General features: G+C 71.5%; 9 protein-coding genes. 6 read left to right on the forward strand and 3 right to left on the reverse strand.

Annotated features, from left to right (window positions below):
* The first annotated feature begins 77 nt into the window (after positions 1–77).
* The 5 genes from KY572_RS05950 (at position 78) to KY572_RS05970 (ending at position 6549) form a co-directional block, all read left to right on the forward strand.
* The gene (locus KY572_RS05950; RefSeq protein ID WP_224241283.1) at positions 78–1979 is read left to right on the forward strand and encodes a prenyltransferase/squalene oxidase repeat-containing protein; all 1902 of its coding nucleotides are present in this window, start codon (positions 78–80) and stop codon (positions 1977–1979) included.
* Positions 1980–2042: 63 nt separating this feature from the next.
* Positions 2043–3431 (forward strand): vWA domain-containing protein, encoded by a 1389-nt coding sequence (locus KY572_RS05955; RefSeq protein ID WP_224241285.1) that lies wholly within the window; start codon positions 2043–2045, stop codon positions 3429–3431.
* Positions 3432–3468: 37 nt separating this feature from the next.
* Positions 3469–4299 carry a PPK2 family polyphosphate kinase gene (locus KY572_RS05960; RefSeq protein WP_224241286.1) on the forward strand — a complete coding sequence of 277 codons (831 nt, stop codon included), beginning with the start codon at positions 3469–3471 and terminating at the stop codon, positions 4297–4299.
* Between the two features lie 198 nt (positions 4300–4497).
* Entirely contained in the window at positions 4498–5697 is a 1200-nt protein-coding gene (locus tag KY572_RS05965) for a serine/threonine-protein kinase (RefSeq protein WP_224241288.1), read from the forward strand.
* 96 nt (positions 5698–5793) lie between these two features.
* Complete coding sequence (locus KY572_RS05970; RefSeq protein WP_317987818.1) at positions 5794–6549, forward strand: glucose 1-dehydrogenase; 756 nt, start codon at positions 5794–5796, stop codon at positions 6547–6549.
* Between the two features lie 16 nt (positions 6550–6565).
* On the opposite strand, the gene KY572_RS05975 is transcribed toward KY572_RS05970, so the two are convergent.
* Genes KY572_RS05975 through KY572_RS05985 form a run of 3 tightly spaced genes read right to left on the reverse strand, consistent with a single transcriptional unit; the run spans position 6566 to position 10785 of the window.
* On the reverse strand, positions 6566–7366 hold the full coding sequence (locus KY572_RS05975; protein WP_224241293.1) for a M15 family metallopeptidase: 801 nt from the start codon (positions 7364–7366) through the stop codon (positions 6566–6568).
* 56 nt (positions 7367–7422) lie between these two features.
* The gene (locus KY572_RS05980; protein ID WP_224241295.1) at positions 7423–8331 is read right to left on the reverse strand and encodes a CapA family protein; all 909 of its coding nucleotides are present in this window, start codon (positions 8329–8331) and stop codon (positions 7423–7425) included.
* A complete protein-coding gene (locus tag KY572_RS05985) occupies positions 8332–10785 on the reverse strand; it encodes a protein kinase domain-containing protein (RefSeq protein WP_224241297.1) in 2454 nt (817 codons plus the stop codon).
* A 181-nt stretch (positions 10786–10966) separates the two neighbouring features.
* On the opposite strand from KY572_RS05985, the gene KY572_RS05990 reads away from it, so the two are divergent.
* Positions 10967–16372 carry a trifunctional serine/threonine-protein kinase/ATP-binding protein/sensor histidine kinase gene (locus KY572_RS05990; RefSeq protein WP_224241299.1) on the forward strand — a complete coding sequence of 1802 codons (5406 nt, stop codon included), beginning with the start codon at positions 10967–10969 and terminating at the stop codon, positions 16370–16372.
* Positions 16373–16509 lie beyond the last annotated feature (137 nt).

Below are 16509 nucleotides of genomic sequence, written 5' to 3' on the forward strand. Positions count from 1 at the left end.
CCCTGGATTCCAGTCCCAGGACATCCGTATTTCCGGGCTTTCGGGTACCGTTCGCCTGCACGCTGGTACCGCCCCCCATGCCCCTGACAGGCCTCACCGCCGACATCCGCAAGGAGATCGAGGCCTCCACGGCCCTGGTGGAGGCTGTGCGCGCGCACTGGCCCGCCGACATCGATCCGCGGCCGGACGGGGTCTCCAGCTATCTCGATCTGCCCTACTTCTTGCTGCCTGCCTTCCCCCGCCTGCCCTCGGAGGCCATCCGTCCGCTGACGGCCTTCGCGCGGCTGATGCACGGCGCCATCCTCCAGCACGACAGGATTGCGGACGGGGACAGCTCCCCGCCCCGGGCCGGCGAGGCGGCCATGCGCCTGATGGCCATGCAGTTCGAGGCCTGCCACGTGCTGTACCCGTCCATCCCCGCCCACGCCCCCTTCTGGGAGCGGCTGCGCAGGGATCTGGCCGAGTACGCCCACGCCTTCGTCGAGGAGCGGCGCTTTGCCCAGGGCCAGCGCTCGTGGCGCGAGTACACCGAGGAGGTGGCGCGCCGCATCGTCCTGGGCAAGAGCGGCGTGGCCCGCACCGTCGCCGCGGGGCTCGTGGAGCTGGCCGGGGATGACGGCCTGCTCGCGCCGCTGCTGGAGGCGCTCGACGCCTTCCACTTCGCCTCGAGGATGTGCGACGACCTGCTGGACTGGCGCGAGGATGCGTTCCGGCGCACCCCTTCCCTGCTGCTGGCGCGCGTCCTCCCCGAGCGCCCCACCCAGCAGGGCGCGGAGCTGGAGGCGGAGCTGGATCGGCTCGGCCGCGAGCTCTACCAGGGAGGACATGCCGCCCACGTCGTCGGGCTGGCCCTGTCCGCCCTGGACACCGCGAACCGGCTCCGCGAGGTGCTGCCCGGCCTCCAGCTGCCCTGGTACTCGCTCACGGAGGCGCTGCGCCGCAGGTGTCTGGCCGTTCAGGAGCACATCCAGCGGCTCGCCGTCGAGCACGTGCCTCGCGCGCGGCAGCTGCCCTCCGTGGAGCTGGAGCTGCCGGAGCCCGAGGGCCGCTGGCAGCGCGTGGCCTGGGAGGCCCTGCGCTTCCTCGTGCGCCAGTGGCACCTGGGCTTCGGCGAGATGCGAGCGGCGGCGCAGGAGCCCGATCGAGAAGGTGCCGGGAGCGATGTCCGCTCTCGCGCCCTGGTGCTCGACGCGCTGTGCGACGCGGACACCCTGCTGGGAGGACGGCTGCGAGGGCTGCTCGACTACGAGGCGCGCACGCTGCTGGGCCGCCGAGGCCCTGGCGGCCTCCTCGAGCGAGGCGCCTCCGAGGCAAGCCGCCCGGACGCCGAGACCGTGACGCAGCTCGCGCGGACCCTGCTGCGCACCGGCCACCGGACCCAGGCCCAGCAGGCGCTCGGCACGCTCATGGAAGAGGCGCTCGCCGCCTCCGCCTCCGGCCTCCCCGACGTGGAGCAGGCCGCCTCGCTCCACACGCTCTGGCTCCTGAACCCGGAGCGCTATGCCGCCCGGCTCCAGCAGTGCGCCGAGCAGCTGGAGCAGCAGCTGGAGCCCGAGCGCTTCTGGCAGGAGCTCTCGCGCTCCGGCCCGTACTCGCGCGCCCACGCCCGCCTGCGCCTGCTGTCCACCGTCCGCCCCGCCTCGCCCGCGATGCGACGCCTGCGCGAGTTTCTCCTCGAGTCACAGCGGGATGACGGTGGGTGGAACACGGGCTCGGGCCCGAGCGATGCGCTCAGCACGGCCCTGGCGCTCCTCATCCTGTCGGTGGCCCACGAGGCGGGAGAGGCGCCTCCGGAGACGGACCTCGCCACGCGAGCGCTCGGCTTCCTCGAGGCGGCCCGAGGCGCCGAGGGGGCCTGGTCCGCCCGCCCGCTTCCGAAGGCCAACGCCGAGGCGATACAGATCAGCCGCACCCTCACCAGCGCCCTCGTGCTCCAGGCCGCGCTGAGCTGCCAGCGCTGGGCCACCTCCTCCGGGTAGAGGACTGGCCGCGCCTGCCGCGCGCGGTGTATGAACCGCCTCCCCCTCGCCGCGAGGAAGTCCATGGGCCGAGCTGAAATCCACCGAGGGTCTTCCTTCCTCCTGCTGGCCACGCTCCTGCTCTCCGGGCTCGCGCTCGCCGAGGAGCCCGTGGTGCCGGACTGGGCGGAGGGTTGGAAGGAGACGTGGCTCGACGCCTATCGAGACGGCTCGATCCGGATGTCGAGCAAGGTCACCCCCCGCTTCCTGGGGAACGGCCGACAGGAGCTCTTCGCCGTCCTGGAGCTGCGCTCCCTCTCCTTCCCACCGGGAGAGCCTCCCGCCGCCAGCGTGGCGCTGGTCATCGATCGCTCGGCCTCGACGGCCGGCCGCCGCCTGCTCATCGCCCGGAAGGCCGCGCTGAGCGTGATCGACGGGATGACCGAGAAGGATCAACTGGCCATCATCCGCGTGAGCGACGAGCCGGAGGTCCTCCCCATCGAGCCGCTGACCGCCGAGCACCGCGCGAGGATGAAGGCGCTCGTGTCGGAGATGGAGGCGGTGGGCCGCAGCGACCTCTCCGCGGGGCTCGAGGCCGCCTTCGCGCAGCTCTCCAAGCCCTCGGAGGCGGGCCTCTACCGCCAGGTGATCCTCCTGAGCGATGGCCGCCCCACCGATGGCATGGTGGATCAGGACGGCCTGGCCCGGCTCGCCCGCGCGGCCCGCGAGCAGCACAGCATCCACGTGAACACGGTGGCCATCGGCGAGGACGCCGATCTGGATCTGATGGCCGGCATGGCGAAGCAGGGCTGGGGCTTCGCCGCCAGCCTGAATGACTCGGCCGCGACGACGCGCGTGTCGACCCGGCGGCAGCTGGATCTCGTGCGTCGCGCGGCCAGCGCCGTGGAGCTGCGCGTGAGGGTGGGCCCCACCGTCACCCTGCTGGGGGTGATGGGGCTGGATGCCGCCGTCCAGGGCAGCCTCGCGCGAGTCCCCGTGGGCGAGGTGGGCTCGGGCGAGGTGATCCGGCTCGTCCTCCACCTCTCCACGGACAACGTCGGCAAGGAGGTGCGCCCCATCGAGCTGGCCCAGATCGATCTCCAGTACGAGGACGCGCTCACCGAGAAGCGCCGCACCCAGAGCCTGAGCGTGAAGGCGGAGCTCAATCCCGCGAAGGCCAGGGGACGCGGCGCGCTGGATCCCGAGGCCCTGAAGCACGCCTCCGTGGCGTTCGTGCAGCGGCACACGGCCCGCGCGGATGAGACCGCGGAGGATGGAGACCGGGCCGGGGCCCGGGAGATCCTCGAGTCGACCCGAGAGAGCCTGAAGCAGATGGCCAGGCTGGCCCGGCTCCAGATCACCGACGCGATGGCCCTGCTCGCCAGGCGCAGCAGCGAGATCGCCGAGCAGAGCCGCCCCAAGGCGAAGCCCGACCCGTCCGCCTCGAAGAAGAGCCCGAAGAAGAAGCCCTGACCCTCCGTCCGCAGCAGCTCGCCAAGAGGAGAAGACCGTGGACTTCACCGTGTTCGACAAGCCAGGAGCGAAGGTCAAGCTCGCCTCCATCTCCGAGAAGCCGCCCAGGGGGCTCACCCAGGAGCACGCCCGGGAGGAGTTCGAGACGCTGGGTCAGGAGCTCTTCGATCTGCAGGACCTGCTCTGGGGCTCACGCCAGCACTCCGTGCTCGTCATCCTCCAGGGGCGCGACAGCGCGGGCAAGGACGGCGCCATCAAGCACGTGGTGGGCAGCCTCAACCCTCGCGGCGTCCACGTGACGTCCTTCGGCGCGCCCACGCCGGAGGAGCTGGAGCACGACTTCCTCTGGCGCGTCCACCGCCACGCGCCGCGCCGGGGCGAGTTCGCCATCTTCAACCGCTCCCACTACGAGGACGTGCTCGTCGTCCGCGTGCACGATCTCGTGCCGAAGTCGCTCTGGAAGGAGCGCTACGATCACATCCGCGACTTCGAGGAGCTGCTCGCCGAGCACGGGACGATCATCCTCAAGTTCTTCCTCCACATCAGCCGCGGCGAGCAGAAGAAGCGCCTGCTCAAGCGCGAGGAGGATCCGCGCACGTCCTGGAAGCTCAACGCCGGGGACTGGGAGGAGCGCGAGCTCTGGGACGAGTACACGGAGGCCTACGAGGAGGCCCTGTCGCGCACCTCGACGGAGATGGCTCCGTGGATCGTCGTGCCCGCGGACGCCAAGTGGTATCGCAACCTCGTGGTGGCCCGCGCGATCGCCGACGCGCTCCGGCCACACCGCAAGGCCTGGCAGCAGCACCTCGACGAGCAGGGCGCGCGCAAGCGGGCGGAGCTCGAGGCCTGGCGCAGGGGTAGGCGCTGACCCGGCGGACTCCCCTGCTTTCCTCGGATGTCCTCTCTCTGAGCCGCGGACGGCGGCTGCCGGAGGCGCTTGCGCGTCACGTCATCGGTCACGTGGCGGATGGACACGCGGTGGTGTCGCGAGCGTAGAGTGTCCTCGTACCCGCAAGGCACCGCGGGCAGGGGAAGTCGCTAGCGCTCTCACGGAGAGGTACCCCGCGTGAACGGGCAGACTGGCAGCACGACAGAAGCCCGGGCGCACGGCGCTACCCCTCCTCTCCCTCAGCTGGAAGGCTTCCTCGCGCTCGAGTTCCTCGGGGCAGGCCCGTCGGGACAGACCTGGCACGCCCGGACGAAGGCGGGACGCGCCGTGGCGCTCAAGCTCTTCTCCCCCCGGCTCACGGCGCACCCGGGCTTCCCCACCCGCTTCGAGAAGGAGACGGCGCCCCTGCTGGCGCTGCGCCACCCGCACATCGCGGAGCTGGTGGAGCGCGGGCGCGCGGGGGACCAGTACTACGTGGCGACGGAGTACCTCTTCGGGGGCTCGCTGCGGAAGCGCGCCGCGGAGCTGCCGGACACCCAGGCCGCAATGCGGCTGGTGCTCGAGGTGTCCAAGGCGCTCCACCACGCGCACCAGCGCGGGCTGGCGCACCGCGGGCTGAAGCCGGAGAACATCCTGCTGACCGACTCGGGCACGGTGAAGGTGGCCGACTTCGGGCTGGCGCGGCTGAGGGAGGACGAGGCCACCAGCCCGAGCCCCTACGTCGCGCCGGAGCAGCGCGCGCGCCCGGCCTCCGCCGACGGCCGCGCCGATCTCTTCGCGCTGGCCACCGTGCTCTACGAGGGGCTCTACCGCGAGCGTCCCCCGAGGCCCTGGAGCGCCGCGGCCTCCAAGGTGCCCGTGCGGGACACGCGCCTGTTCTCCCTGTTCTCGCAGAGCCTCGCCGAGGACCCCGAGCGGCGCTTCCGGCGGGTGCAGGACTTCGCGGACGAGCTGGAGCGGCTCATGCTCGACACCGGCTCGGCGGCCCCAGCCGCGCCCGCGGTGATGGCGAGCCAGACGGCCGGCCCGCTCTCGCTCGAGGTGAAGGGGCGCACGGTCTTCGTCAGGGTCCGGACGCGCGGGGACGCGGAGTGGCTCAAGCGCTCGCTGCTCTCGGTCGAGCAGGTGCTCCGTCAGCCGGGCCCCTGGGGCGTGGCGTACGATCTGTCCGAGATGACAGGCTGGAGCACTCGCGAGGTCGAAGCGGTGGTCGAGCTCCACCGCCGCTACGCGAAGAACCTCCGGCGGGTCGGCTTCTGCTCGTCGGTCTCCTCGGTGCGCGGCGGAGGCGTGCTGGTGGGCACGTCCGTGAAGGAGGTCTCCTGGAACACCTTCGCCTCCTCGCGCGCCATGCAGGACTGGGTGGAGGGCGGCTGAGGCCCCACGCCGCGCCGCTTCTCCCTGGCTCGCAGGGAGGAAAACGGTAGGCTCTCCCGGACCTCGAGCAGAACGGGAGAAACGATGCCAGGAAGAGTGGAAGGCAAGGTAGTGATGGTGACGGGCGGCGCGTCAGGGCTCGGCGCGGCCTCGGTGCGGATGCTCGTGCGCGAGGGCGCGCGCGTGGCCATCACGGACCTGAACGAGCAGGCGGGCCAGGCCCTCGCGAAGGAGCTGGGCATGGCCACGCGCTTCTGGCGCCTGGACGTCACCCGCGAGGAGGACTGGACCCCGGCGGTGGATGCGGTGCTGGCGACCTTCGGCCGGCTGGACGTGATGGTGAACAACGCGGGCGTCGGCATCGTCAAGGACGTGGAGACGATCTCGCTCCAGGAGTGGCGGTGGGTGCACTCGGTGAACCAGGACGGTGTGTTCCTGGGCTGCAAGCAAGCCATCCGCGCCATGCGGCAGTGCGGCGCCAAGGGCTCCATCATCAATATGAGCTCCGTGGCGGCGCTGGTGGGGTCGGCGGCCTTCCCCGCCTACTGCTCCAGCAAGGCCTCCGTGCGCCTGCTCACGAAGTCCGTGGCGCTGCACTGCGCGCAGAAGGGCTACGACATCCGCTGCAACTCCGTCCACCCCGTGTACGTGGAGACGCCCATGCTGGACAAGCTGGCCAGCGTGATGGGTGATGCCGCCGCGGCCAAGGAGAGGCTGGGCAAGAGCATTCCCCTGGGGCGCCTGGGGCAGCCGGACGAGGTGGCGCACGCCGTCGTGTACCTGGCCTCGGACGAGTCCTCGCTGATGACGGGCTCGGAGCTGGTGCTCGACGGCGGCATGACGGCGATGTGAGCCGGCGGGGCGGGGCTCAGCCTTCCCGGCACGCCGGGTCGAGCAGCTCGGGGCGGTACTCGAAGTGCATGGTGTCGTAGTGGTACCAGCGCCCGCCCCAGATGAAGCCCTCCGCCTCGAAAGCGTCCACGATGACCTGGGGGATGCGATTCTCCCAGCGCACCGGGCTCTTCGGCTTCGCCCACTCCCAGTAATGGGAGCGCGCCACGTTCAGGTCGATGGACACGCCATACGAGTGGGCGCTCTGGCGGTTCGTGTTGGCGATCTTCCGCCAGTTGAAGGTGCCGCCCACGTTGGTGAGGAAGGGGCGCAGCGCCGGCTCCTTCTCCAGCACCGCCGCGAGCCGCTGCTCCACCCGCGCGAAGACGGGCGCCACCTTGCGGTGCACCTTGAGCTTCTGCCCCAGGAAGGTGATGCCCACCACGTCCACCTGCTCCTCGGACGCGCCGTAGGCCGCGTGGAACAGCGGATCGAAGCGGAAGCGCCCGGGGTCCTCGTTCTCCCGCGTCACCGGAGCGATGGGGCCCGCCCGGTAGGGAATGGAGAACGTGTCCTCCAGATCGGGCGCGTCGAGCTTCTCCTCGAAGGACTTCGTGCGCCCGTCATCGAACGGGTACGTCTTGCCCCCGGGCAGCCGAGCCTTCCACTCGCCGTCCACCCGCACCGGCTCCACCGGGTACCACTTCGCCAGGCAGGCCAGCGCGCGAGGAGGAGCCTCCGCCGGAGCCTCGCTCCCCTCCCCCGCCGTGGCCGCCACGGGCCCTCCGAGCGACAGCAGCAGCAGGACACTTCGGAGAGGCCGAGCCAGGACGGGCATGGGACGCGTGAGCACCCGAGCATGCTGCCACACTCGTGCGCGCCGTGCCGGCCGCCTCAGCGGATGCGCACCCGGCCTGCCTGGATGCGCGCGTCGCTGCCGAGATCGTCGGAGAGGCTCTCGATGAGCTGCGCCACGCCTGGATCGTCCTCCGCGCGCCGAGGTGGCTCGCGCAGGCCGGCGCGCAGCGGCACCGCCTCCACGTCCACGGCGGCTCCCGTGGCGTCGATGCGGAAGCGCAGGACATAGGCATCCCGCTCGTCCGTACAGCTACAGGAGAACGCCAGGTTGCCCAGGGAGTACGCGATGACCCCGCGCCCGCGCCGCTCGATGCCCTGCGGCGTGTGAGGACCGTGGCCGAGCACCGCCGTGGCCCCCGCGTCGATGAGCCGAGCCGCCAGCCTGCGCTGCTCCCTCGTGGGCAGCAGGGCTCCGGCGCGCCCCCAGTGCAGCGACACGAGCACCGGCCCCGCCGCGCGTGACTCGCGGACCCGGGCCTCCAGCGCGGAGGCCTCCGACTCGGTCCACTTGTCGGACAGGTTGCGCGCGATGAGCCGCACCCGGCGCTCCCGGACGCTCCACTCCGCCTCCGTGGAGGCCGTGGCCACCTGGAGGCCCCGGGCTCGCAGGTGCGCCACCGTCTCCGTGAGCCCCTGCTCGCCCTGGTCCAGCGCGTGGTTGTTCGCCAGCGACACCACGTCCACGCGGCCCTCGAGCCAGCCCGCCACCCGGGGGGGCGCGTTGAACTTCAGCGCCCCGACCGGCGTCCCGTCCTCGGCCAGCCCGGACTCCCGGCCCGATGCCGTGAGCGGGCCCTCCAGGTTGACGAACCGCACGTCCCCCTGGAGCAGCGTGCCCAGCGCCGCCACCTGCGCCTCGGGCGTGCTGGCGCCAGTCTGCAGATCTCCGCCGGCGGAGACGGTGATCGGCGCGGCCCCCAGGCACAGCAGCAGGAGCAGTCCCATTCAGACGGACCAGATGGACTCGACGCGGGTGCGCACCTTGAGCCGCCCCTCGTTGAAGCCGGGGAGCGAGCGCATGGCGGTGAGTGCCGGGCAGCGATCAATCCACTCCAGATCGATGAGCGCCGTGTTCGCCGCCCGCTGGAAGTACGTCAGCGCGAGCTCCGGACGATCCGTCAGGCACAGCACCTCCGTCGCGAGCTGACAGAGCATCGACGCGAACCTCGGGCTCACCAGGCCCCCGAGCACCATGTCGAAGCTCACCATCGTCTCCTCCACCGGCACCTCTCCCAGGACGGCGGACGCGTAGAGCTCCGTGTTGCGCGCGAGTGAGTTCGGCTCGTGGCGCAGCTCGATCCGGCACCGCTGCACCTCCTCGAGATCCCGCTTCCACGCGGCGATCCGCATGCGCAGGAGGAGCGACGGCAGGCGGAGGAATGGAAAGGCCGCCAGCTTCTCGAGCGCCTCGCGGTACTCCTCCATCTGCCCCCGGAGCGCGCTGCAGCGGGCGATCTCGTACTGGGCGCTGGACATGGTGGGGTCCAGCTCGAAGGCCGTGCGCAGGCGCTGCAGCCCCTCGTCCGCCCGGCCCGCCTCGCACTGCAGGCTCCCGAGGTACTGCAGGGCTCCGGCGCAGGTCGGCGCCGCGTCCAGCACGGCCCGGAGCGCCACCACCGCCCCCCGCCAGTTGCCCTCCTGGGTGGCTCGCATGGACCTGGCCAGGAGCGTGTCCACCAGCTCCGGGGCCTGCTGGTTGGCGCGCTCCATGCTGGCCATGGACACGGACAGCCAGGTCTGCTGCTGCTCCGGCGAGCGCATGAACCACGTCCGCATGGTGGCCAGGGCGTGCAGGCCGATGGCCGGCAGGAAGCCGGGCGCCCGCGCGATGCACTCTTCCAGCGGCCCGAGCACGTCGTCCGGGAGCACCCGGGGCGCCGAGCTGGCCTGCACCAGCGCCTGACGGTAGAGCGACTCCACCTCGGGCGTCGCGTGCGCGCGGTACGCGGCGATGAGCAGCTCGCAGCGCAGCGCCTCCGTCATCCGCCGCCCCAGCCGATCCTGGAGCGCGAATGCGTCCTCTCCCGAGTCCTCGAAGCGCCCGTTCCAGAGCTGCACGCCGGAGGCGACCTCCACCAGCCGCAGCGAGACGCGCACCATCTTCCCGAGGCTCTGCACCGTGCCGTCGACCATGAGCTCCACGCCCAGCTCACGCCCCACCACGCGGGGATCCCGCTCGCTGCGGAAGCGCGCCGTCGCCCCGCTGCTCTGCACCCGCACGCCCCGGGTGCGGGACAGGATGTCGATCAGCCCTTCCGTCACCCCGTCTCCCAGGTATTCCTGCTCCTTGGGGCCGATGAAGCGCAGCGGCAGCACGGCCAGCCCCTGCATTCCGGAGCGGCTCGTCGTCCGCGGCGTCTGCCGGGGCGAAGGCGTGCCGGCCAGAGCACCCGCGCCCTGAGCGGAGACGGGGATGCTCGGAGTCACGGGCCCCGGGGCCTGGAAGCCGGGGATGGGCGTGCTCGCATGGGTGGTCAGCTCCACCGCCTCGCCCATGGAGCCCAGCCAGGTCCGCAGCACCGTGGCCACCTCGTGCGCTCCGGCGGGGCGCTCTGAGGGCTCCCGCGCCAGGCACTCGCGCACCAGGTGGGCCAGCGCATCCGGAACGCCGGGGCGGCCCGCCGGATCTGGCGGAGGCTGCCTCAGCCGCGCGAAGGCCACCGCCATTGGCGAGTCCCCGGTGAAGGGCGCCTCGCCGGTGAGCATCTCGTAGAGCAGCAGCCCCACCGCGTACAGATCCGAGCGCGCCTCCACCTCGCCGCCCTCGAGCTGCTCCGGGGACATGTACATGGGCGTGCCCACCATGCCCTGCGTGCGCGAGGCCGACTCTCCCGCCATGGCCCGGGCAATGCCGAAGTCGGTGAGCACCACCCGGCCGCCCTTCTCCACGAGCACGTTGGCCGGCTTCAGGTCCCGGTGCACCACACCGGCCGCGTGAGCCGCGGCCAGCCCCTCGCACACCGCCAGTGCGATCCGCGCCGCTCGCACCGCTCCCAGCGCCCGCTCCCGCACCAGCAGCGACTGCAGATCCTCCCCCTCCACGTACTCCATGGTCAGGAAGAGGTGGCCCCCGTGCTCGCCCAGATCGTGCGTGCGCGCCACGTGGGGGTGGGAGATGCGCCGGGCCAGTCGGACCTCGCGGCGGAAGCGCTCCAGCAGATCGGCTCGCTGCTCGGCCTCCAGCTCCAGCATCTTCAGGGCGACGACATCGCCCACCAGGGTGTCACGCGCCCGATAGACGGTGCCCATGCCGCCACGGCCGATCTTCCCCAGCAGCATGTAGCGCCCGGCGAAGACACCCTCGCCCTCCGCGCTCGCTGCTGGCGACGGCCCTGGCTTCGCCAGGACGGTGTCATTGCTGCCTTGCGGAGCGTTGGCTCCCTCATGTTCCTCGGACACGGCCGGCGGAGTGTACCGCCCTGGCCCCCTTCCCGCCCAGCAAACCACCGTCCGGGTAGGCAATGACCTGCCTCGAAGCCAGCCGCTACCCGAGCAGCCGGGGGAGCCCGACGTTTCCCCATGCCTCGGTAGTAGGCTGTGGCCTGGGCGCGACCGCGAGAGGACGTAGGAGTCACGAGCCATGCCACAGCGTGCGGGATACACCTTCCACGAGACACTCCACGAGAGCGCGCGCTCGATGCTCATCCGGGCCACACGGGAGCGGGATGAGTGCCCCGTCATCCTCAAGCTGCCCGGCAGCGACTACCTGGACCGGCGCCGCACCCTGGAGATCCACCGCGAGCACGCCATCGCCCGCCGCGTCCAGGGCGAAGGCATCATCCGGGTGATCGGCCTCGAGGACCTCAGCGACCGGGTGGCCCTGGTGCTGGAGGACTTCGGAGGCCGCTCGCTGTCGCACCTGCTGGACGAGCGCGGCCCGCTGGATGTGGAGACGTTCCTCCAGTACGCCATCCGCATCACCGCGGCCCTGGGCCACATCCACCGCCAGGGCGTCATCCACAAGGACATCAAGCCGCAGAACATCATCGCCAACCCCGACACGGGGATGCTGAAGATCGCCGACTTCTCCATCTCCGTGGCGCTCGAGGTGGAGGCGGTCAGCCCCGAGAGCCCCACCTACCTGACGGGAACCCTGGCCTACATGGCGCCCGAGCAGACGGGGCGCATGAACCGCGGCGTGGACTACCGAGCGGACTTCTATGCGCTGGGCGCCACCTTCTTCGAGCTGCTGACGAACCACCGGCCCTTCGAGGCCGAGACGCCGCTCGAGCTGCTGCACGCCCACGTCGCCCAGGTGCCGCCCTCGCCGCGCAAGCACGTCTCCACCATCCCAGAGTGCATCGCGGCCATCGTGCTCAAGCTGCTCGCCAAGGATCCCGCCGCCCGCTACCAGAGCGCCTGGGGCCTCATCGCCGATCTCGAGGAGTGCCAGCGCCGGCTCCAGGCCGGGGAGCCGCTCACGCCCTTCCCGCTCGGCACGATGGACCGGACGGTCCAGTTCCGCCTGCCCCAGGGGCTCTACGGGCGCGCCGCGGACATCGAGCTGCTGGCGTCGGCTCACGCGCGCGCCGTGGCGGGCCGTGGAGAGCTGCTGCTGATCTCCGGCTCGGCGGGCATCGGAAAGACTTCGCTCGTCAACGAGCTCCACCGGGTGACGGCGGCCAGCCATGGCCGCTTCACCTCCGGCAAGTGCGACCAGCTGCTGCGCGGCGTGCCGTTCGACGCCGTCCACCAGGCCCTGCGCGAGCTCGTGCGTCAGACGCAGGCCGAGGGTGAGGAGGAGACGGAGCGGGTGCGCCAGCGGCTGGACGCGGCGCTCGGGGTGAACGCGGCCGTGCTCGTGGAGGCAGTGCCGGAGACCCGCGCGCTGCTCGGCGAGCAGCCCCCCTCCGCGCCCCTGCCCGCCGCCGAGTCCAGGAACCGCCTCAACCGCGTGCTGGCCCGGGCGCTCCAGTCCTTCGCCACCGCCGAGCGCCCGCTCGTGCTCTTCCTGGATGACCTGCAGTGGGCGGACCTCGCCACGCTCACGCTCCTGCAGTCGCTGGCGCGGGATCCGGACTGTCACCACCTGCTGCCCGTCGGCTCCTTCCGCGACACCGAGGTGCCACCCTCGCATCCGCTGGCCCTGGCGATGGACGAGCTGCGCGCCACGGGCACGCCGGTCCGGGAGATCCACCTGGCGCCGCTCGCGCCCGAGGAGGTCGCGCGCATGGTCCGCGAGGCCACCGGCGTCGACAGCGGCCGCGCGCTGGAGTTCGGCCAGCTCATCCACTCGAGGACCGCGGGCAACCCCTTCTCCGTCCGCGAGTTCCTCCGCTTCCTGCACGACCAGGGGCTGATCCGCTACGAGACGCGCACCGGCCGGTGGGAGTGGGATCTGGCCCAGATCGAGGCGCGAGAGATCCCCAGCGACGTGGCCGGGCTGATGGCCGAGGAGCTGCGGCGCCTGCCTCCGGAGACGGGGGAGCTGCTGCAGCTGGCGGCCTGCCTGGGGGTGGTGTTCAGCTTCAGGGATCTCGTCGTGGTCCACGGCCAGCCAGCACAGGAGACGGCCCGGAGGCTCTGGAGCGCGGTCGAGCGAGGCTTCGTGCTGCCGCTCCACAAGGACTACATGCTGCTGGATCCCCAGGGTGGCATCCCGCTGCCGGCGGATCTCGAGGTGTCCTTCCGCTTCCTGCACGATCGGGTCCGCCAGGCGGCCTATGCCCTGCTGCCCACGGGCTCGCGGGCGGCTCACCACATCCACGTGGGCCTGCGGCTGATCGAGGAGGCCCGTGCCACGGGCACCCTGGAGGAGCGCGCCTTCGTCGTCCTCCCGCACCTCGCGTACGACCCGGACCGGGTGGGCCCCGCGGCGCTCCGGCTCGAGCTGGCCGACCTCCACCTGCGGACGGGGCGCCGCGCGAAGGCCTCGGGCGCGTACCGCACCGCCTGCGAGCTCTTCCGCACCGGCAGCGCGCTGCTGAACCCGTCCGCCTGGGAGCGTGAGTATGACCGGGCCTTCACGCTCCAGCTGGAGCTGGCCGAGTCCAGCTACCTGGCCGGTGAGTTCGACGCGGCCTCGCAGGGCTTCGCCACGCTGCTCTCGCAGGCCCGCAGCGCGGCCCAGAAGGCGAGCGTCCATGCGATGCAGGCGACGCTGAGCTCCCTCAACAGCCAGCACCAGGAGGCGATCCAGCTCGGCATCGCGGGCCTGCGCCTGCTGGGAGTGGACATACCGGCCACGGTGGATCTGGCGGCGCTCGGCGCGGAGCTGGGCGCCGTGGCGGAGGGGCTGGCGGGCCGCAAGCCGTCGGACCTGCTCGAGCTGCCGCGGATGAGGGATCCGAACGCGGAGCTGTCCATCCACCTGCTGGCCAGCATCGCGGCGTCGGCGTACATGGTGGACCAGAGCCTCTTCGCGCTGCTGGTGCTGCGGATCGTCCGGCTCTCGCTGGAGCATGGCAACAGCCGCTTCTCGGCGTTCGGCTACGTCATCTACGGCGTCCTCCTGGCGTCGGCGCTGGATGAGCCCGCGACGGGCCGGGAGTTCGGCCAGCTCGCCGTCGAGCTGTCCGCGCGCTTCCGGGATCCCATGCTGCACGCCCGCGTCCGCTACCTCCGGGCGGGGCTGATCGATCACTGGACGCAGAGCGCGCGCTCCGGCGTCGCCGAGCTCACCGAGGCGTACAAGGGGCTGATGGAGAGCGGCGACTGGATCTACGCCGGGCACTGCCTGATCGTGCGGCTGTGGCGGCGCGTGGCGGTGGGAGATCCCCTGCTGGAGATCCTGGCGGAGAACCGCCGCTTCATCGACTTCCTCGAGACGAAGAAGGACCCGGACTCGCTGCAGATGTTCCTGGGCATGCACCGGACGCTGCTGGCGCTCACGGGAGTGGAGGATCCCGCGTCCCCGCCGCCCCCCAGCGGGACGTCGAACACGGCGCTGGCGTACCTGAAGCTGGCCTCGGCCGAGCGGAACTACCTGCTGAGACAGCCGGCCGAGGCGCTGGGCCAGGCCGCGGAGGTGGTGCCGCTCCTGCCGTTCATCTCCGGCCTCTTCCACGTGGCCACGCACGCCTTCTACCACGCGCTGAGCGCGGCCGCGGTGTACGCCGACGCGAGCGAAGAGCGGCGCAAGGAGCTGCTGCAGGTGATGGAGCAGCACCGCGCCGCGCTGGAGAAGTACGCGCACCGCTGTCCGGAGAACTTCGCGCCCTATCACCTGCTGGTGAGCGCGGAGCTCCACCGGGTGCAGCAACGGGAGCCGGAGGCGATCGCCGAGTACGAGCGCGCGATCGCGGCGGCGCGCTCCAGCGGGTTCGTGGGGGTGGAGGCCATCGCCTGCGAGCAGGCCTTCCGCGCACTGGCGACGAAGGGGCGCCGGCTGCTCTCCTCGGCGTACCTGCTCGAGGCGCTCTACGCCTACGAGCGCTGGGGAGCCAGCACCAAGGCCCGGCTCCTGGCCGTCGAGCAGTCCAACCTGCTGCTCTCCCACGGCAGCGCCCTGCGGCACTGGGATGGGAAGCCTCGGAGCTCGACGACCACGGCGACGCTGCAGACGGAGCGCGGAGCCTCCACGCACCCGTCCAGCTCCGAGTCGATCTCCTCGTCCTTCGACATCACCTCGGCGATGAAGGCGTCCCAGGCGATCTCGAGCGAGATCCTCTTCCCCCAGCTGGTGGCCAACCTCATCCACGTCGTCATGGAGAGCGCGGGGGCGCAGCGCGGCGCGCTGGTGCTGCGGCGAGGCCAGGAGTTCTTCGTCGAGGCCAAGGGCGAGGTCGGCCACCGGAGCGCCGAGGCGGAGACGGCCCAGCCGCTGGCGGAGAGCGCTGGACTCTGCCACGCGATCGTCACCCAGGTGCTGCAGAGCGGGACGCACCTGATGCTGGACGACGCGTCCGCGATGGAGGCCTGGCGCAAGGATCCGTACGTCTCCGGGAACAAGATCCGCTCGGTGCTCTGCGCGCCCATCCGGCACCGGGGGCAGGTGCTGGGGCTGTTCTACCTGGAGAACAACCTGACGCCGGGCGCCTTCAACACCAGCCGGCTCAAGGTGCTGGGGATGCTGACGAGCCAGGCGGCCATCTCCATCGAGAACGCGGAGCTGTACCGGCGGCTCGAGGACTACAGCCACACCCTGGAGGATCGGGTGGCGGACCGCACGGCCGAGCTGCACAGCAAGAACGCGGAGCTGCAGCGGGCGCTGGAGACGCTCAAGACGATGCATGCGCAGATCGTCACGCAGGAGAAGCTGGCCTCGCTGGGAGCGCTCACCGCCGGCATCGCGCACGAGCTGAAGAACCCGCTGAACTTCGTGAGCAACTTCGCGGCGCTCTCGAACGAACGGGTGAAGGAGCTCCGGGAGATGAAGCCCGGCGCGCGGCTCGCGCCGCCCGCGCAGGTACAGGAGATGGAGGACATCCTGGAGGAGCTGGAGCTGAACACGCGGAAGATCCGCGAGCACGGGCAGCGGGCCGTCAGCATCATCGACGGGATGCTGCAGCACGCGCGGGGCAAGCGGGGCGACAAGCGGGCCACCAACGTGAACCAGCTCGTGGAGGAGGCGGTGCGCCTGGTGCACCATGGGCTGAAGGCGAAGAGCACCCGCCGCAACGTGATCATCGAGACGGCCTTCGACGCCACGCTGCCGGACGTGCAGCTGGTGTCGGACGACATCCGCCGGGTGGTGCTGAACCTGGTGGACAACGCCTGCTACTCGGCGAGCGAGAAGGCCCAGCAGTCCGGCAGCACGGAGGAGGCCCGGGTGAAGGTGTCCACGCGGTGGACGGGCAAGGAGGTGGAGATCCGCGTCCGGGACAACGGCAAGGGAATCCCCGCCGCGCTGCGAGAGAAGCTCTTCACGCCCTTCTTCACCACCAAGCCGACGGGAGAAGGCACGGGGCTGGGCCTGTCCATCAGCCACGAGATCGTCGTGGTGTCGCTGGGAGGCAGGCTCTCGGTGGAGTCCGAGGAGGGCAAGTACGCGGAGTTCATCGTCGTACTGCCCGGCGGAGGCCAGCGGGCGGGTCCTCCCGTCTGAACCGCGGAGGAGATCCGGCAGGTCCTCCATCACGAGGGCGATCCGGAGCCGTTCCAGGGGTGGACTCGAGGACCCGTCTCTCGCTCGTCAACGCCCTCTACTTCAAGGCCACCTGGGCCGCGTCGTGGACCCGAGCC

The sequence above is a fragment of the Hyalangium gracile genome (assembly GCF_020103725.1).
Classification (GTDB): Bacteria; Myxococcota; Myxococcia; order Myxococcales; family Myxococcaceae; genus Hyalangium; species Hyalangium gracile.